At 41.0% G+C, this 17,876-nt stretch carries 15 protein-coding genes; 3 read left to right on the top strand and 12 right to left on the bottom strand.

Annotation, left to right across the window (positions count from 1 at the left end; all coding sequences use genetic code 11):
- Positions 1 to 88: 88 nt before the first annotated feature.
- The 9 genes from ACT29I_RS19580 to ACT29I_RS19540 form a co-directional block, all read right to left on the bottom strand.
- A complete protein-coding gene (locus tag ACT29I_RS19580) occupies positions 89 to 1,585 on the bottom strand; it encodes a 2-isopropylmalate synthase (protein WP_430932871.1) in 1,497 nt (498 codons plus the stop codon).
- A 190-nt stretch (positions 1,586 to 1,775) separates the two neighbouring features.
- Positions 1,776 to 2,330, bottom strand: coding sequence for an acetolactate synthase small subunit (gene ilvN, locus ACT29I_RS19575; protein ID WP_430932872.1), 555 nt, complete (start codon positions 2,328 to 2,330; stop codon positions 1,776 to 1,778).
- 32 nt (positions 2,331 to 2,362) lie between these two features.
- The gene (gene ilvB / locus ACT29I_RS19570) at positions 2,363 to 4,096 is read right to left on the bottom strand and encodes a biosynthetic-type acetolactate synthase large subunit (protein ID WP_444794181.1); all 1,734 of its coding nucleotides are present in this window, start codon (positions 4,094 to 4,096) and stop codon (positions 2,363 to 2,365) included.
- A gap of 80 nt (positions 4,097 to 4,176) precedes the next feature.
- Positions 4,177 to 6,003 carry a dihydroxy-acid dehydratase gene (gene ilvD / locus ACT29I_RS19565; RefSeq protein ID WP_430932874.1) on the bottom strand — a complete coding sequence of 609 codons (1,827 nt, stop codon included), beginning with the start codon at positions 6,001 to 6,003 and terminating at the stop codon, positions 4,177 to 4,179.
- Between the two features lie 682 nt (positions 6,004 to 6,685).
- Positions 6,686 to 8,161, bottom strand: coding sequence for a ketol-acid reductoisomerase (gene ilvC, locus ACT29I_RS19560; protein WP_430932875.1), 1,476 nt, complete (start codon positions 8,159 to 8,161; stop codon positions 6,686 to 6,688).
- A 202-nt stretch (positions 8,162 to 8,363) separates the two neighbouring features.
- Positions 8,364 to 9,251, bottom strand: a complete 888-nt coding sequence (locus tag ACT29I_RS19555) for an AraC family transcriptional regulator (RefSeq protein WP_430932876.1) — start codon at positions 9,249 to 9,251, stop codon at positions 8,364 to 8,366.
- A gap of 58 nt (positions 9,252 to 9,309) precedes the next feature.
- The gene (locus ACT29I_RS19550) at positions 9,310 to 11,541 is read right to left on the bottom strand and encodes a helix-turn-helix domain-containing protein (protein WP_430932877.1); all 2,232 of its coding nucleotides are present in this window, start codon (positions 11,539 to 11,541) and stop codon (positions 9,310 to 9,312) included.
- Positions 11,542 to 11,708: 167 nt separating this feature from the next.
- A complete protein-coding gene (locus ACT29I_RS19545; RefSeq protein WP_430932878.1) occupies positions 11,709 to 12,521 on the bottom strand; it encodes a hypothetical protein in 813 nt (270 codons plus the stop codon).
- A gap of 7 nt (positions 12,522 to 12,528) precedes the next feature.
- Entirely contained in the window at positions 12,529 to 13,290 is a 762-nt protein-coding gene (locus tag ACT29I_RS19540) for a hypothetical protein (RefSeq protein ID WP_444794180.1), read from the bottom strand.
- 231 nt (positions 13,291 to 13,521) lie between these two features.
- On the opposite strand from ACT29I_RS19540, the gene ACT29I_RS19535 reads away from it, so the two are divergent.
- The 3 genes from ACT29I_RS19535 (at position 13,522) to ACT29I_RS19525 (ending at position 15,583) form a co-directional block, all read left to right on the top strand.
- Positions 13,522 to 14,340, top strand: coding sequence for a 2,3,4,5-tetrahydropyridine-2,6-dicarboxylate N-succinyltransferase (locus tag ACT29I_RS19535; RefSeq protein ID WP_430932880.1), 819 nt, complete (start codon positions 13,522 to 13,524; stop codon positions 14,338 to 14,340).
- A gap of 214 nt (positions 14,341 to 14,554) precedes the next feature.
- Positions 14,555 to 15,118, top strand: coding sequence for an L-threonylcarbamoyladenylate synthase (locus tag ACT29I_RS19530; protein ID WP_430932881.1), 564 nt, complete (start codon positions 14,555 to 14,557; stop codon positions 15,116 to 15,118).
- Between the two features lie 42 nt (positions 15,119 to 15,160).
- Positions 15,161 to 15,583, top strand: a complete 423-nt coding sequence (locus ACT29I_RS19525) for an acyl-CoA thioesterase (RefSeq protein WP_430932882.1) — start codon at positions 15,161 to 15,163, stop codon at positions 15,581 to 15,583.
- A gap of 9 nt (positions 15,584 to 15,592) precedes the next feature.
- Here ACT29I_RS19525 and ruvC read toward each other — a convergent pair whose 3' ends face one another.
- From ruvC to serS, 3 genes are read right to left on the bottom strand one after another with little or no spacing between them, the layout of a single operon-like run.
- Positions 15,593 to 16,147 (bottom strand): crossover junction endodeoxyribonuclease RuvC, encoded by a 555-nt coding sequence (gene ruvC, locus ACT29I_RS19520; RefSeq protein WP_430932883.1) that lies wholly within the window; start codon positions 16,145 to 16,147, stop codon positions 15,593 to 15,595.
- A gap of 8 nt (positions 16,148 to 16,155) precedes the next feature.
- On the bottom strand, positions 16,156 to 16,464 hold the full coding sequence (locus ACT29I_RS19515; protein ID WP_430932884.1) for a DUF4286 family protein: 309 nt from the start codon (positions 16,462 to 16,464) through the stop codon (positions 16,156 to 16,158).
- Positions 16,465 to 16,521: 57 nt separating this feature from the next.
- On the bottom strand, positions 16,522 to 17,796 hold the full coding sequence (gene serS, locus ACT29I_RS19510; protein WP_430932885.1) for a serine--tRNA ligase: 1,275 nt from the start codon (positions 17,794 to 17,796) through the stop codon (positions 16,522 to 16,524).
- Between the last annotated feature and the right edge of the window lie 80 nt (positions 17,797 to 17,876).

Below are 17,876 nucleotides of genomic sequence, written 5' to 3'. Positions count from 1 at the left end.
ACTATTCTATTATAAAGCATTAAGAATAAAGACAAAAGATATCAGAAACAGTAATCTTTATACTTTCGCCTTTATACTTTTGTCTCTGTTAAACTATCTTCGATAGTGCGTCCAGATATGCCCAAACCGATGCGGTAAGGATATCTACATTCGCGCCAAAACCATGCACTGTTCTTCCATCATGAGATAACTGAACGTGCACTTTGCCAATTTCTGATGTGCCACGTGTAACGGCCTGAACCAAATATTCTTCCAATACAACATCTTCTACCTTAAGCATTTTTTTTATGGCCGAATATGCCGCATCAACAGGCCCATTACCTATGGCGTTTTGCGTCATCACTTTTCCGTTGTGGTTAATCGTAACGGTCGCTGACGGAATGCATGATTTTCCACATATCACCTGGAATTTATCCAACTTCAGCACTCGTTTTTCCTTCTTCTCATGCCCCACCAAAACCTCGATATCTTCATCGCTGATATCTTTTTTAGAATCGGCCAGTACCAGAAAGTTCTTATAAACGTGATCCAACTTTTCTTTTTCCAGTTTATATCCCAGCACCTCTAATCGGTGCTTCAGAGCTGCACGTCCACTGCGAGCGGTAAGTACAATACTTGATTCTTTAACACCTACATCAGCCGGATCGATAATTTCGTATGTTTCGCGGTTTTTTAACACACCATCCTGGTGAATACCTGAAGAGTGCGCAAACGCATTACGGCCTACAATAGCCTTGTTAGCCTGAACCGGCATACGCATTAAGGTAGATACTAACTTACTGGTTCTTATGATTTGCTTTGTATCAACATCCGTCCTAAAGTTAAGATCTTTATGACTACGGATAGCCATAACCACCTCTTCCAATGCGGTGTTGCCGGCACGTTCACCAAGTCCGTTCAGTGTTACTTCCACCTGGCGAGCACCGTTCACAATACCCGCTAAAGAGTTTGCCGTTGCCATGCCCAAATCGTTATGACAGTGCGTTGATATAATTGCTTTGTCGATGTTAGGCACGTTGTTTGCCAGATAGGCAATTTTTTCTCCATATTCCTTAGGCAAACAATAACCGGTTGTATCCGGAATATTTACCACTGTAGCACCTGCACCTATCACGGCTTCTATTACCCGGGCCAAATATTCGTTGTCGCTACGCCCGGCATCCTCGGCATAAAACTCCACATCATCCACAAACTGACGGGCATATTTAACGGCTGCAATGGCGCGTTCGATAATTTCGTCGGGATTAGAATTTAATTTTTGGTAGATATGGTAAGGCGAAGTTCCTATTCCGGTATGGATACGACCTCTTCTTGCAAATTTAAGTGCATCGGCAGCTACCTCAATATCCTTTTTTACCGCACGTGTTAAAGCACAAATAGTTGGATTGGTAACCGCCTTAGAAATTTCGACGACCGAATTAAAATCTCCAGGACTGGAGATCGGAAACCCGGCCTCTATAACATCAACACCCAGTTTTTCCAGTTGCTTAGCTACTTCTATCTTTTCAATAGTATTTAACTGGCAACCCGGGACCTGTTCCCCGTCCCTCAAAGTGGTGTCGAAAATATAAATTTTATTGTCCATAACTTTATTATCGTATTTAATGGAAGAAGCCGGGAAGACCTCTTGCCTATTATTAAAACTTTGTGACCAGACCCCGATTACTGCGTTACCTTTTTAAACATTTATCCGGTGGCTGCCAGACCCCTTGTTACATAACATTGTCAAACCAGGTCTTTGAAGCCATCTGATCAAAGCCAATATATAAAAACTTTTAATATGTCTCGATTCCTCTAATTTTATTTTCAGTTCTCAATTTCTTGAGATACTTTTCCAGCAATTCCGTCCTTAGTTTTGTGATAGCAATTCTGCCCGAACGCACAAATTGCAATACGCCATACTTATCGAGCTTCACAAACAATTCTTGCGTTTCGGCTTTATGGCCTGTTTTCTGAATTACGGTATATTCAGGTGTTACCTCCATAATTTGCGCACCATACTTACGTACGATTTCTTCTATCTCATTGCCATTAAGCAGAGCTGCTGTAGCCACTTTGTATAAAGCCAACTCCTGATGGATTATTTCATCGGTTGTAAATACAAACACTTTAAGCACATCCAACTTTTTCTCCAGTTGGCCAACCAGTTTATCCATTTGCTCGCGGGTTGTAAACACTACGATAGTAAACTTATGTACTCCTTCAAGGGCCGATTCCGAGGTATTTAAACTTTCAATGTTGATACTACGACGGGTAAAAGCCGTAGTAACCTGATTGAGTAGCCCGACATGGTTTTCGGAAAATATGGTAATTGTGAATTCTTGTTGCATGTTTCAATCTTTTTAAGCTGAAATAAATACTACTATTCTAAACGAATATCTGAAACTGAACTACCCGATGGTACCATTGGAAAAACGTTACCCTCCTTCTCAACCTTTACTTCCAAGAAAAACGGGCCATCATGTTTTACCATTTTGTCAATCGCCTCATCCAGGTTATCCCTGGATTCAACTAACGCACTATCAATTCCAAATCCGTTGGCAATCATCTGGAAATTAGGATTCAGCAACTCAGTTGAAGCGTATCGGCTATCGAAGAAAAGTTCCTGCCATTGACGTACCATACCTAAAAAGTTATTGTTCAGTACGATGATTTTAACCGCTGCTTTAGTCTGGAAAATAGTTCCCAGCTCCTGGATAGTCATTTGAAAACCTCCGTCGCCGATAAAAACGCACACATCACGTTCCGGGGCACCCAGTTTAGCACCCAAAGCAGCCGGAAGGCCAAATCCCATGGTTCCTAAACCGCCAGAAGTTACGTTACTTCTGGATTGCTTAAATTTAAAATAGCGTGAGCCCATCATTTGATGTTGACCTACATCTGTTACCAATACAGCATCATCATTAAAAGCCTTGGATACTTTATGAACCACCTCGCCCATGGTTAAACCTTCCTGTGTTGGGAAAACCTCGTTGGCAATGACTTTTTCATTTTCTATCTTGTCGCAAGTTTTAAACTCTGCCAACCATTCCGGGTATGCATTACCATTCACCTCCTTTGTTAAGGCAGGCAAAGTATCTTTTACACTTCCTAATACGGCAACATCCGCCCTTATTATTTTATTTACCTCTGCCGGGTCAATCTCTAAGTGAATAACTTTCGCCTGTTTGGCATAGGTACTAACATCACCGGTCACCCTATCATCAAAACGCATTCCGATGGCGATTAACACATCGCATTCGTTGGTTTTAACGTTTGGCCCATAATTACCGTGCATGCCTAACATACCTACATTCAATTCATAGTCGGAAGGCATAGCGGACAGACCTAACAATGTCCAAGCGGCAGGTATACCCGTTTTGTCCAGGAATGCCTTCAGCTCTTCTTCCGCATGCCCTAAGATTACTCCCTGACCAATCAACGCAAGCGGTTTCTTGGCAGAATTGATGATGTCGACCGCATCGTGTATTGATTCCGGTTTGGTCAGTGGAACCGGAGTATAGCTTCTAATGTGGTTCACCTTTTTATAGTTGAACTCCACCTCTCCAAACTGAGCATCTTTAGCTATATCAATTACTACCGGGCCCGGGCGGCCGGTCGAGGCTATAAAAAAAGCTCTTGCAATAGCTTCCGGGATTTCTTCCGCAGTTTTCACCAAATAGTTCCACTTGGTAATAGGCTGGGTGATACCAACCACATCAATCTCCTGGAAAGCATCGGTACCCAGCAATGGCGAGGCGACTTGACCAGTGATAACTACTAACGGGGTAGAATCGATCATCGCATCTGCAATACCTGTTACCGTGTTTGTGGCTCCGGGACCCGAAGTTGCAAAACAGACACCCACCTTGCCTGTAACTCTAGCGAATCCTTGTGCGGCATGAACAGCGCCCTGTTCATGGCGGGTGAGTACATGGTGAAGTTTGTCTTGATAATCGTAAAGGGCATCATACACCGGCATGATGGCGCCTCCGGGATATCCAAAAATTAAATCCACACCCTCACATAATAATGACCGAAGCAATGCTTCCGAACCGGAAATTCTCTCTTTTCCCTTGTTGTTCTTTTCCATGAGTAATTGGCTTTGTGGTTCCATAATATTTATAGATTGATTGACTTTGAGATAAGAGATCATCGACTTCTCTGACTCTTATCTGATGTATAATCGTCTAATTTCTAAATTAATCTTACTGCTCCTTTATCCGCTGAGCTTACCAAATGTGCATATGCCTTAAGTGCTTTTGACACTTGGCGTTCGCGCGGCTCCGGCATAAATGCAGTATCACCTTTTGCTTCCTCGGCTTTTCTTCTTACAGATAATTCCTCATCCGAAACAAGCACGTTGATGGAGCGTTCCGGAATATTGATTTCTATTTCATCGCCGGTCTGAACTAACCCTATTGCACCACCTGCTGCTGCTTCCGGTGAGATATGCCCGATGGATAATCCTGAGGTTCCCCCTGAGAATCTGCCATCGGTAATCAAGGCACATTTCTCACCCATGTGACGCGATTTGATATAAGATGTCGGGTAAAGCATTTCTTGCATACCAGGCCCTCCTTTGGGCCCTTCGTATATGATTACGACAACTTCACCCGCCTGTACTTCCCCTGAGAGTATACCTTCACAAGCATCATCCTGTGATTGGTAAACTCTGGCTTTTCCTTTAAATATAAAAATTGATTCATCAACACCTGCGGTTTTTACTACACACCCGTCTGCGGCAATATTTCCTTTAAGAACAGCCAGACCACCATCTTTGTTGTAAGCTTTTTCAACAGAACGGATACAACCGTTTTCCCTATCCAAATCCAGCTTGGCATAATGTGTTTTTTGCGATCCCATAGTCAGGTTTCTTATACCTGCCGGGGCACTCGTATAAATATCCTTAGCTTCATCCGAAACGTTTGGATTAGTTACATCGTATTTGGCAACTGCTTCTTTTAAGGTAAGTCCATCCGCCCTGGAAACAGAATTCTCCAACAAACCGGCTTTATCCAACTCTGCAAGAATACCCAAAATACCGCCAGCCCGGTTCACATCCTCGATATGGTAATGCGAGTTTGGTGCAACCTTTGAAAGAACGGGTGTGTTCCTTGAAATCTGGTCGATATCGTCCATCGTAAAATTAACGCCTGCCTCATGTGCGATGGCTAAAATGTGCAGTACGGTATTGGTAGATCCTCCCATGGCCACATCTAAGGTCATCGCATTTTTAAACGCGTTGAATGTTCCAATATTTCTTGGCAAAACAGATTCGTCGCCATCTCTATAATATTTGTACGTATTTTCAACGATTATTTTGGCCGCTTTTTCGAATAATTGTTTTCTGTTGGCATGCGTTGCCACTATAGTACCGTTTCCTGGCAAAGCCAAACCAATGGCCTCGTTTAAACAATTCATGGAATTGGCTGTAAACATACCTGAACAAGAACCACAAGTAGGACATGCGTTTTCTTCGACCGCACTTACCTCGGCATCGGAAACCGAATCGTCCGCCGCCATCACCATGGCATCTACCAGATCAAGCGCCCTATCGCCCACTTTACCCGCTTCCATAGGGCCACCTGAAACAAATATGGCCGGAATGTTTAATCGCATAGCCGCCATCAACATTCCGGGTGTTATTTTATCGCAATTACTAATACAAACCATGGCATCGGCCCGGTGAGCATTGCACATATACTCCACACTGTCAGCAATAACATCGCGCGAAGGCAATGAGTACAACATACCGTCATGTCCCATGGCAATTCCGTCATCCACCGCAATGGTATTAAACTCCGCAGCAAAACACCCCTGGGCTTCAATCATTTTTTTTACCTCCTGCCCAATCTCATGTAAGTGAACGTGACCAGGAACAAATTGGGTAAATGAGTTAACAATGGCAATCATCGGTTTACCGAATTGCTCCTCTTTAACCCCGTTTGCCCGCCACAAGCTCCGTGCGCCAGCCATTCTTCGGCCTTCGGTAGTTGTTGCACTTCTTAATTTATTCTTCATTTCTTTTAGTATCAAATCGCAAGTATCCAGACACAAGATCATCACATCTTTACTAATGTCTATTCAACCTTTTTACACTTTTAAAATCAAACTATGCCCATAAAAATTTAGCAAAAAAAAAGCCTTTCTCAACACTGTGAGAAAGGCCTATACAAAATATCCTATATGATTATTTTTTGCACAGCATTCTCACGTTCGCTTGGTAATGACCAAGAGAATGACGTCAATGAGAATGAGTGAAAAAATATTATTCATTTCGCTTTGCTTTTGTTGAAACCAACGATTACAAATGTAGAGTTTTTTTTCAATCCCCAAAAGAATAAACGCAAAATTATGCGTTTACCTTTCATCTAATAGCAAGGCTTTCAACGCAACATCAATTCCAAAACGTATATTTTTTCATTTTCAAACAAGTCAACTGCATGTTTATACAATACCTTCCAATCTTCTTTTAAACACCTGATTGTGTGGTCGTTTACATAAGACAAAATCATTGCGACGCAGATTGTTAACTTATTCGATCATCGAATAATTAAATAGATAATCCGAATCTATTATTTTTATTATTCACTCATTCTTTGTATGAAAAACTCCTATCGTTTTTCAATAGTTTGGATAAAGGAAAACCCCGTTTTAAATTCATCATCAAAACAGGGTTTATATCATTAATGAATTATCAATTTTAGATAATAGCTTTCATGGCAGTCATAGCATCGCGCAACTCAGCACCCACAATTTCCACATCGTGGAATCGTATCGCTTCGTTAACATCTACCAACTCTTTGTTGCTCACACTGCCCTCAACGCCTTCGTTAAAGTTTTTGCCAATTATGTTAGTCTCCACTTTTTTCATAAAGTCGGTTAACAATGGCTTACAAGCGTGATCGAACAGGTAACATCCGTATTCTGCCGTATCAGAGATTACACGGTTCATTTCGAAAAGTTTTTTACGTGCGATAGTATTGGCAATCAAGGGCGTTTCGTGCAATGATTCGTAATACGCACTCTCTTCTTTGATACCTGCCTCGGTCATCGTTTCAAAAGCAAGTTCAACACCAGACTTCACAAATGCTACCAACAAAGTACCATTGTCGAAATACTCTTGCTCGCTGATTTCCACATCACCAGCAGGCGTTTTTTCGAAATCAGTTTCACCCGTTTCTGCTCTCCAACCCAATAGGTTTTTATCTCCGTTAGCCCAGTCCTCCATCATGGTAGAAGAAAACTCTCCGCTCATGATGTCATCCATATGCTTTTGAAATAATGGACGCATGATAACTTTCAACTCTTCGGCAATTTTAAATGCTTCAATCTTAGCAGGATTTGAAAGACGATCCATCATGTTAGTGATACCACCGATTTTTAAAGCTTCGGTAATTACTTCCCATCCATACTGGATCAATTTAGAGGCATATCCTTTTTCAATTCCTTTTTCAACCATTTTGTTGAAAGAAAGAATAGAACCAGTTTGTAACAAACCACAAAGAATGGTTTGCTCTCCCATCAAGTCTGATTTAACCTCTGCTACGAAAGATGAGCGAAGCACACCAGCCCTGTGACCTCCGGTTGCCACGGCATATGCTTTTGCAATTTCAAGTCCATCACCGTTCGGGTCATTCTCGGGGTGAACAGCGATTAGGGTTGGAACACCAAATCCTCTTTTGTACTCTTCACGTACCTCCGAACCCGGGGATTTAGGAGCAACCATAACAACCGTAAGGTCTTTACGGATTTGCATTCCTTCCTCAACAATATTGAAACCATGCGAATAAGAAAGTGTGGCGCCCTGTTTCATCAATGGCATTACCTCAGTTACCACGTTCGTGTGTTGCTTATCAGGAGTAAGGTTTACTACCATATCGGCGGTTGGAATCATTTCTTCGTAAGTTCCAACGGCAAAATTGTTTTCAGTAGCATTTTTCCACGATTGTCGCTGCTCCTTGATAGCTGCTTCACGCAAAGTGTATGAAACATCCAGGCCAGAATCCCTCATGTTAAGCCCCTGGTTTAAACCTTGCGCCCCACATCCTACGATTACAACTTTTTTGCCTTTAAGCTTCTTAACTCCATCCGCAAATTCCGAGCTGTCCATGAATTCGCAAACTCCCAATTGATTCAACTGCTCACGCAACGGTAAAGTATTAAAATAATTAGCCATTTTAATAAATTTAGATATTAAATATTTTTAGAATAAACACTGAAAACGAGTAAAATAACCAGCTTCCCTTTAACGGATTAGCAAGTTACAGAACTTCACATTACAAATCAACAGATAAAAACATTAACAAATATCGTAAAAAAGCACTTTTATTAGGTACTTTTCATGGATTTATAAATATACAGAAACAATGAATAAAAAATTACCGTTCAAATTCGCTTCTAAAAACAATGGGTGTAACACCGGTTTGCTTTTTGAAAAACTTGGTAAAATACGATTGATCGGTAAAATTAAGCTGGTCGGAAATTTGGGTAACCGTGAGGTTAGTATGGACCAATAACCTTTTTATTTCCAGTATTTGTTTCGATTGGATGATTTCGTTAGAAGTACGCCCCGTTAATTGCTTAAGGGTTTGGGTTAGATGGTTGGGAGTGATGGCCAATAACTCTGCATATTGGTTCACGTTTAAATTGTTGTGGTAATTTTCCTCTACTAACTGAAAAAACCGCTTCACAATCAGATGCCCTTTCCCTGATGACACCCCTTCTTCTTCGGTAGGATATAATCTGGCCGTATAGTTTAATATAGTATCTAACAGAGAACGAAGCAGGTTAATGTCGCCGCCATCCTTTCTGCCCACTTCATCAATTCCTTTAACAAACAATTGTTTTAAAAATTCACAATCTGATCGGTCTACCAATTGCAACGGCGGATTGTCCTGATGAATATTAAAAAAGAAAGGAAATTCGAGCAAACGATTCTGGTTGTTTTTATCGAACAGATAAAATTCGGCGGCAAAAATAAAAAGGTAGCCTTCAATATCGCTTGAAAATTCGATTTTATGGGCCTGCCCGGGCGACATATAAAATACACAGGGCGGCTCAATTTTGTACTCACTACTATCAATCACATGAAATCCTGAACCTTTTGTGAGATACAATACCTCAAAAAAATCGTGGCGGTGCGGATAGCTCACCCTAAAATGACGGTTGGCATCAAAAGGCTCCACATGAAAATGCCGGCTGGCATGCTGCGGATGACTAAAGGATCTTAACCCGTAGGTTGGTATGTTTTGTTTTGTTGTTGGCACGTAGAGAAAAAGTTATGGCTAAAGATAGGAAATTTGAACCATACCTCGTTGTAATATTTCAATCCTTCCGCTGCGAAATCATATAAGCTACGCCAAGTCTCAGCTCACCATAGGAAAACCCATTCCCTAACTCTTTTTTAAGTGGAGTCAGAGCAAAAGTATCCAGTTTATGAATAACCTTTTCGATCATGGCCAGTTTTCCCTGGCCTATAAAATCCAACGCATCCAATTCTCCCAACTGAACATAGTGGGCAAGATGTCCTTCCACGGTTCCTTCGGTTAGTGACCTTTCTTTGGCAATGGCTTGAATGTTTTTACCGTCTTTGTACATTTCGTAGGACACCAACTTGGTGTCTGCTTTTTCCTTTTTATCCTTGGGTAGTTTTTTCTTTTTATTGGGATTCAGGTTATCTCTCGATTCTGCAAAGTCAGGCTTTCTAATGGCATTTCTGTCAAAATCTGTTCCGTCAATAGCTGTGTTAATTAAAGATTGTGCCTTATAGATTACCTGCAATTGTCCGTAGAATAAATTGGAAAGATCAACCAGTTCCGTGTGGTATGCTTTGGCCCCTTTTACACCTTTTAGCTCAGCACATAGATCCCTGATGTTATCGTGAATGGCTTTGATCAAGGGCTCAAAGTACCCAGCTGCCCTGCTAACCCTTTCGTGCAGATGGGGAAGATAATTGGCATGTCCCGAATTAACAATACGATTTACCTCTGCCCTGAAAGAATCAGCTACTGTGCGCAATGGTTCCGATGCTTTCATCCATTCCAATGCCTTGAAATGATATTGCTGCTTGACAGAGCGCTTGGCATCCTTGGTGTAGGAAGAAACATGAAAACTTAAATCTTGCATTAAACCCGAAAAATCGAAGGCTCGCATCACAAAACTGTTAAAATACTTTCTGGATTCTTGCTGAAGAATGGGCTCCAGCTCCGCTTGCTTTTTCTTTAAAGTCGAAAATGTTTTTAAAGACGGATCCACCTGAAAACCTTCCTTGGGAACGGGAGATGTAAGTATCAGTCCATCCAGACTTCTAAGTCTTGAAAGCGCCACGTAAATCTGACCAGGTGCAAAAGCATTCTGTACATCTATTATGGCTTTATCAAAGGTCAAGCCCTGACTTTTATGCACTGTTATTGCCCAAGCCAGCTTTAAGGGGTATTGCTTAAATGTTCCTACAATACTCTCCTCAATTTCGTTAGAATCTTTATCTATGGAGTATTTCTTGTTTTCCCAGATGTAAGGTTCGGCAATAGCAGGTTCATCTCCGTTGTTAAAACTGACCTCTATTTCATCTTTGTGTAATCTGGTAATTGTTCCTATTTTACCGTTGAAATATTTTTGCTGGCCCGAATAATCGTTTTTAGTGAACATGACCTGCGCTCCCTTTTTAAATTCTAATTGAGGCTCTATAGGATAACTGTATTCTTTAAAATCGCCAATCACCTCCGCTTTAAAATAAACGGACTTCTCTTTAATGCTTTGAAGCGCCTTTAAGTTTTTGTCGTTGGCTATTCGATTATGTGTTGTCAACAATATTACACCCTCATCGCTTTTTTGTTGGTAATTGGGTTTGTAAAATTTGTTTAGCAGTTGCGCATCCGCATCTGTCATTACGTTGTTACGAAGGTTATTCAATAAGCCAATAAAAGTATTGTCGGACTGACGATATATTTTCTCCAGTTCTACGTACAGGGGTGGCATCTGCCTTAATACTTGCGAATGGAAAAAGAATGCACTCGGGTAATAAGCCCCAATAACCCTCCACTCGTCATCTTTAACCACTGGAGGCAGCTGCAACAAATCGCCGATAAACAAGACCTGAACCCCACCAAACGGTTCATCTCTTTGTCGCCGGACACTCCTTAGAATCAAATCAATAGCATCCAGCAAATCAGAACGCAACATACTTACCTCATCAATAATCAACAGCTCCATTTTCTTGAGCATATTGCGCTTGGTTTTATGCATCTGAAAAGAGCTTAACAAAGTACGAGGCGTATTTACTTGTGTATTAATAGTTTGATTTGCCAGCCCATTGTTGTCTGGCACAAAAGCACCAAAGGGTAGTTGAAAAAGCGAATGCAATGTAACACCCCCTGCATTGATGGCAGCAATTCCGGTGGGTGCAGCAACAATAACACTTTTGTGCGTATGATTTTTAATGTTTCTTAAAAAGGTGGTTTTTCCTGTACCCGCCTTACCCGTTAAAAATATATTTTGGCTGGTATTATTGATAAATTTTGCCACCAATTGTGGTAACGAATCGTACTGCTGGCTCATCTTGGATTACATTTGTTCAATTCGCAAAATAAGCAAAGATTTTGGAGAGGTCAACAGAATTTCTCAAAGAGTATGGCAGATATATACATCCATCTTTTCATTGACAGGATTGACATGCTATATTATTTCTTGTAGATCTTGTTTTAAAATCCATGTATACACAAAACTCAATCTTCAGAAAATAGAAACCACTCTTCGTTGCCCTTAAGATTTTTAAAATCGGTAGAAGCCCGAAGAATAGAGGCCAACAAATCATATTCGGGCATTTGATAGTCTAAATTATATCCCGTATTTAAAAACACCATAAAAGAATCCAGACAGGTACCCTGGTAATCGGTCAGATGCATAATGTTTTCACGGGAAACAAAATAATTAAAGCGCTTGCTTTTATACTGAATATCTTCCAATCTGTGTACCAAGTTACGTTGTTCTACTACCTTATCCTTGCCTCCCAACGAAATACCAACACCAAAAGTACCGTTTGCTGCTTTGGCATCTGACTTACCCCAGGCAACGGCTTCGGCAAAGCTATCCTGCCAGGCATCTATTTTTTCCTTCGCCTTTTCAGTGTCCGTTTTTTCCAGCTTTAAATCTTTAAAAGCCTGCTTGAAATGCGCATAGGAGTAGTATCGGACCACTTCTACCTCACCCAAAGAGTATATATTGGGGTGCACCTTTAACTCTATGGTCCCTTCCATTGAGAACCAAATACCTGGGACTACCCAAGTGGCGTCTTTGTACCCTAAACTATGAAAACGTAAAGTATCCCCAACCGTGCCTGAGATTTCAAAATATCCTTCATCATCCGACAAGGTAACCTCCCCTGTCTTTATATTTTTTACTGCTCCGTATTGCACCGCATCTTTAGAATTCGATTCATTTAAATAAACACCAAACGTTTTTTCTTCCCTATCCTGCGAAAAAGAAACAGAAACGATTAGCAACAAAGCAATTATTGATATAAAATATTTAGTTTTCATTTTAATATTATCTATTTTTCCGGGCTTGTAGCTCCGACTCAAATTTTTTCAATAAATCATGAATACGTTGCTTTACAATCATAGGATTATCTCTTGATGTCACTTTAAGATTAACATTACAATACACAATAAAGTGGTTGAGCTTTTCTCCTTCAACGTATCGTGAAACATCCTTTATAACATCCCTATTAAAAAAAACATTTATCTTCTCCTGATCCTTGGCTTTAGATATTTCTTTGATAGCGTTTCTTTTTCTTCGTTCTTTTTTGCTGGTGTAATAATGCACATAACTAACTGGGTTAATAACCGCTGCCAACACTGGCGGCTTACTCGCGAAAGCATTACTTCGCAGCGCCATCGGTGTTTCACTTTTCTTTCGCATTTTTATGTCCTCGGGTAAGTGCAAATGTAATTCTTGCTTTGCTGGAACATCCACCGAGCGAATCATATATGTACGCCGAGCCAATTTCAACTCCATTCCTTCGCTCATTGTTTTAAACCTGGCCACTTTTACTACCCTTGCTTCGTACCCTAAACCAAATACTTTTAACGAATCTGAAGGATTAAAAACATTCCTGAAAGTACCCATCGAATCGGTAGCAAATACCTGCATGGTTTCATAACTGATGACCTGCGCGTTCTCAATGGGCCTGTCATCCGTTTTGTCAAAAACAAATAGCTTCACCCAAACTTCGTTATTCAGGCTATCTTGAGCATGTGCCCAGCAAAAAGGCAGCATCAATAAAACCAATACAGTCAAACGCATCATAAAACAGAAATCGAGCGAAAAATAGAAACAAATGGGGAACAACACATATTTATTAGACGGGATTAACAAAACTTTAACCTAATTGGATTGTTACAACAACCGTACCTATTGGTAGCATATTTTAAAACAGAAGACATATTACCTGTACATTATCATACAATAGGCACATATGATTTGCAATTAGGTTGCTTTCATTATATTTTTGCAGCAAATTATAAATTAAGTACTATCATGTTAGAACAATACAAAGAAGTTGTTGAGCAAGCCTGGGAAAACAGGGATCTATTAAGCAAGACTGAAACGCAAGACGTTATCCGCGAGTTAATGGAAATGTTGGACAAGGGCAAAATCAGGGTTGCGGAGCCAAACGGTGATGATTGGAAAGTAAATGAGTGGGTAAAGAAAGCCGTCATCCTTTATTTCCCAATTCAAAAGATGGAAACCATCGAGGCTGGCCCCATGGAATTCCACGATAAGATGGCACTTAAAAAGAACTATGCCGAACTAGGTATACGTGTGGTTCCCCATGCTGTAGCCCGTTATGGTGCTTATATTTCAAGTGGGGTTGTGCTTATGCCTTCATACGTTAACATTGGTGCATATGTTGAGGGTGGTACCATGGTAGATACCTGGGCAACTGTTGGTAGCTGTGCCCAAATCGGCAAAAACGTTCACCTTAGTGGTGGTGTAGGTATTGGTGGCGTATTGGAACCTATACAAGCCGCTCCTGTAATTATTGAGGATGACGCTTTTATTGGCTCCCGTTGTATTGTTGTTGAAGGATGTAGAGTTGGAAAAGAGGCCGTATTAGGTGCCAATGTAGTACTGACTGGTTCTACCAAAATCATTGATGTCACCGGTGACGAGCCTGTGGAATACAAAGGTTACGTTCCTCCACGCTCGGTAGTTATACCTGGAAGCTATACCAAGAAATTCCCGGCTGGAGATTTCCAGGTACCTGCTGCACTTATCATAGGAAAGCGCAAGGAATCGACGGACAAGAAGACTTCGTTGAATGATGCCCTGCGTGAGAACAACGTAGCAGTCTAAATCTTTTTGCAATAAAGCGTCAAATACAGCGTTACGCTTGCCAGAAAATACTCATTTACACATGTTAAACTACGTTTTTTCTAGCTTCATAAGCCTTGTCTTTAACACTTTATTATCAAAGAAATCAGTGCATCTTATACAAAAAGCAAATTGGTCAATGGTCATTAGTCAATAGGTACTAATGACCATTAACCAATATACTAATGACCCATTTATGCAAGACGATATCAAAAAAGCCGTTGAGGTTTTACAACAGGGTGGATTGATACTTTATCCTACCGACACGATCTGGGGTATCGGTTGTGATGCCTCCAATGCAGAGGCTGTTAAAAAAGTGTACGAACTCAAAAAGCGCGAAGACAGCAAAAGCATGTTGGTATTGTTGGATAACGATGCCAGGCTGAATTCGTATGTAACTGAAGTTCCGGAGATCGCATGGGATTTGATTGAATTAAGCACCAAACCTATTACCGTTATCTACCCCAATGCCAAAAACCTGGCCGCTAACTTATTGGCAGAAGATAAAAGTGTAGGGATAAGAATCACCAAGGAAGAGTTCTCAAAGAAATTGTGCGAAAGATTTAAAAAACCCATTGTTTCAACTTCAGCAAATATTAGTGGGGAACCTTCGCCTAAGCATTTTGGTGAGATTTCTGACGATGTTAAAAATGGGGTTGACTACATTGTTGAGTTCAGGCAGGATGAAACCAACAATCCTGCTCCATCAAGCATTGTAAAACTTGAAGTGGATGGTCAGGTAAGAATTATTAGGGAATAAAAAAACACCAAGGCACTAAAAAACACGAAGGATTACTATTCAATGAGCACAGAAAATATAGAATTCCACCACAAAGATCCGGTTCAAATCCGTTTTAATGATATTGACGGCCTGGGGCATGTAAATAACGCTACCGTTCAGGAATACTTTGATTTAGGTCGATTAGGCTATTTTAATAAAGTATTTGACAACCATGTAAACTGGAATGAATTTGGTGCTGTAGTAGCTTCTATCAAAACAGATTTTTTAGCGCCCATATTCTTAAATGAGACGTTGTTTGTAAAAACCAAGATAAAAATGATTGGTGACAAAAGTATGCAACTGGTACAGCATATTGTTGACAAGAAGGGTACCATAAAAGCCACATGCAGTTCGGTTATGGTGGGCTATGACCCTAAAACTCATACCTCCAGGGTTATACCGGAAACTTGGAGACTAAGTATTGCGAAAGTTGAGGGGTGGTAAAACCATGCCCTACTTTTTAATCCTTCCGGGGTTTTTGCCGATGAATTCTTTCCAGCTTTTAACCGACTTCCCGGTCTTTAGATTCTGATTCTGGAAGAAATGGCAAAGTGCCGCAGCAACACCATCGGTGGCATCGAGATACTTAGGCTCTGATTCTATTTTAAGATAGCGCGAAAGGAAATTAGCCACCTGCTCTTTACTTGCGCCACCATTGCCGGTAATAGCCTGTTTGATTTTTAGAGGGGCATATTCAAATACGGGAAGGTCGCGGGAAAGGGCGGCCGCCATAGCCACCCCTTGTGCACGCCCAAGCTTAAGCATGGATTGCACATTTTTACCGAAAAAAGGGGCTTCTATCGCCAGTTCGTCGGGATGGTAATTATCACAAAGCCGGATAATTGTTTCGTATATTTTTTTGAGTTTGATATAATGGTTGTCGTATTTTTGCAGTTCCAGGACGCCCATTGAAACCAACGTGGCTTTATTACCCAGCACCTTTAGAACGCCATAGCCCATCACCGTTGTACCGGGATCAACACCTAATATAATGCGTTCTTTGACCACTCAATTAACTATAAAGATTTTAATATAGTGCTGAAATATAAAGCATCCTGCCCAAATTCCGAGCTCATTTGTCCAAGTACGACAAGGGATTGTTTGTTAATAGCCTCCAGATCCGACGGTGTCGCCACCTTACATTGCACAGAAACAGTTCGCTCCTCTTTTTTTTCGGCTGCCATCACTTCATAAATCCCTATCTCACTCATAGGAATCAGGTTCTTGATCAATGGCTTGTAGGTGTCCCTGACCCACTTATCCCACATTTCGAATTTGCTTATGTTGATTACAAAAGTTGTGTTGAATATAAACATATAATTCATTCAATTAAGGAATGTTGCCCCTGCCGTCCAGGCAGGGAACAAAAATAAAATTGTCTACTATTTTATGTTATCAAACCCACAATACGGAACCAATACATCTGGTATTTTAATTCCTTCAGGAGTTTGGTTGTTTTCAAGAATAGCAGCCACAATACGAGGTAATGCCAAAGCACTTCCGTTTAAGGTATGCGCCAATTCCGGCTTTTTCATGTCTTTGCCCTTATATCTGCATTTTAAACGATTGGCCTGATAACTTTCAAAATTGGATACCGAACTAACCTCTAACCAGCGTTCTTGAGCCGCCGAATATACTTCAAAATCAAATGTTAATGCCGACGTAAAGCTGATATCGCCACCACACAAACGCAAAATACGGTAGGGTAATCCTAGTTTGTTCACCAATCCTTCAACATGAGCTACCATATTATTTAATGCTTCATACGATTTTTCGGGATGGGAGATTTGCACGATCTCCACCTTATCGAACTGGTGCAGGCGGTTTAATCCGCGGACATGTGCGCCCCATGAACCAGCCTCGCGGCGAAAACATGGCGTGTAGGCCATATTTTTAATGGGCAAATCCTCTTCTTTCACAACCTCATCGCGATAAATATTGGTAACCGGAACCTCCGCCGTTGGTATTAGATACAAATTATCGGCCGTAGCATGATACATCATACCTTCTTTGTCGGGTAACTGACCAGTACCAAAACCCGAATCTTCGTTCACAACAATCGGAGGCAGCACTTCCAAATAACCTGCCTTTTCACCTTCATCTAAAAAGAAACTGATTAATGCGCGTTGCAACCGGGCGCCCTTACCTTTATATACGGGAAAACCTGCCCCTGTGATCTTAGTACCCAGCTTGAAATCTATAATATCATATTTCTCGATCAACTCCCAGTGCGGAAGTTTCTCGCCTACAATTTCTTTTATTACACCGCCTTCTTTCACCATCTCGTTATCCTCATCGCTATTTCCCTGAGGTACGGATGGATGCGGAACATTTGGAAGCTTAACCAACTCAATATCTAAAGCAGCCGTTGTATCATTCAACTGGCTGTTTAATTCCTTGATGGCTTCTTTTAGATTGGCTGTTTTTGATTTTGCCTCATTTGCTTCCTGCGCCTTCCCCTGCTTAAACAACATCCCAATCTCTTTGGATAAGGTGTTCATTTCGGCCTGTTTTTGATCAACCGCACTTTGGGTAGCCTTACGGTTATCGTCAAGTTCAACGATAGATTCAACTATCTGGGCAGCATCAAAGCGCTTTATTTTAAGACGATTTATCACTTCGTCCTTGTTCTCGCGGATAAATTTAAGCGTAAGCATTATATTTCGTGTATTCTGGTTTGTTAGTCTACGGATAAAAAAAATCTCCTGAATCCGTTACGAAAGTAACAAAAACAGGA

The sequence above is a fragment of the Saccharicrinis sp. GN24d3 genome (assembly GCF_052400645.1).
Classification (GTDB): Bacteria; Bacteroidota; Bacteroidia; order Bacteroidales; family Marinilabiliaceae; genus Saccharicrinis.
The sequence above is the reverse complement of the archived record's forward strand: the minus strand, read 5'-3'. Positions and strand labels throughout refer to the sequence as shown.

What these genes read in the sequence shown, in the direction of transcription:
- ACT29I_RS19580 (WP_430932871.1), bottom strand. Translation starts at nt 1,585, where the DNA reads ATGGACAATAAAATTTATATTTTCGACACCACTTTGAGGGACGGGGAA.
- ilvN (WP_430932872.1), bottom strand. Translation starts at nt 2,330, where the DNA reads ATGCAACAAGAATTCACAATTACCATATTTTCCGAAAACCATGTCGGG.
- ilvB (WP_444794181.1), bottom strand. Translation starts at nt 4,096, where the DNA reads ATGGAACCACAAAGCCAATTACTCATGGAAAAGAACAACAAGGGAAAA.
- ilvD (WP_430932874.1), bottom strand. Translation starts at nt 6,003, where the DNA reads ATGAAGAATAAATTAAGAAGTGCAACAACTACCGAAGGCCGAAGAATG.
- ilvC (WP_430932875.1), bottom strand. Translation starts at nt 8,161, where the DNA reads ATGGCTAATTATTTTAATACTTTACCGTTGCGTGAGCAGTTGAATCAA.
- ACT29I_RS19550 (WP_430932877.1), bottom strand. Translation starts at nt 11,541, where the DNA reads ATGAGCCAGCAGTACGATTCGTTACCACAATTGGTGGCAAAATTTATC.
- ACT29I_RS19545 (WP_430932878.1), bottom strand. Translation starts at nt 12,521, where the DNA reads ATGAAAACTAAATATTTTATATCAATAATTGCTTTGTTGCTAATCGTT.
- ACT29I_RS19540 (WP_444794180.1), bottom strand. Translation starts at nt 13,290, where the DNA reads ATGATGCGTTTGACTGTATTGGTTTTATTGATGCTGCCTTTTTGCTGG.
- ACT29I_RS19535 (WP_430932880.1), top strand. Translation starts at nt 13,522, where the DNA reads ATGTTAGAACAATACAAAGAAGTTGTTGAGCAAGCCTGGGAAAACAGG.
- ACT29I_RS19530 (WP_430932881.1), top strand. Translation starts at nt 14,555, where the DNA reads ATGCAAGACGATATCAAAAAAGCCGTTGAGGTTTTACAACAGGGTGGA.
- ACT29I_RS19525 (WP_430932882.1), top strand. Translation starts at nt 15,161, where the DNA reads ATGAGCACAGAAAATATAGAATTCCACCACAAAGATCCGGTTCAAATC.
- ACT29I_RS19515 (WP_430932884.1), bottom strand. Translation starts at nt 16,464, where the DNA reads ATGAATTATATGTTTATATTCAACACAACTTTTGTAATCAACATAAGC.
- serS (WP_430932885.1), bottom strand. Translation starts at nt 17,796, where the DNA reads ATGCTTACGCTTAAATTTATCCGCGAGAACAAGGACGAAGTGATAAAT.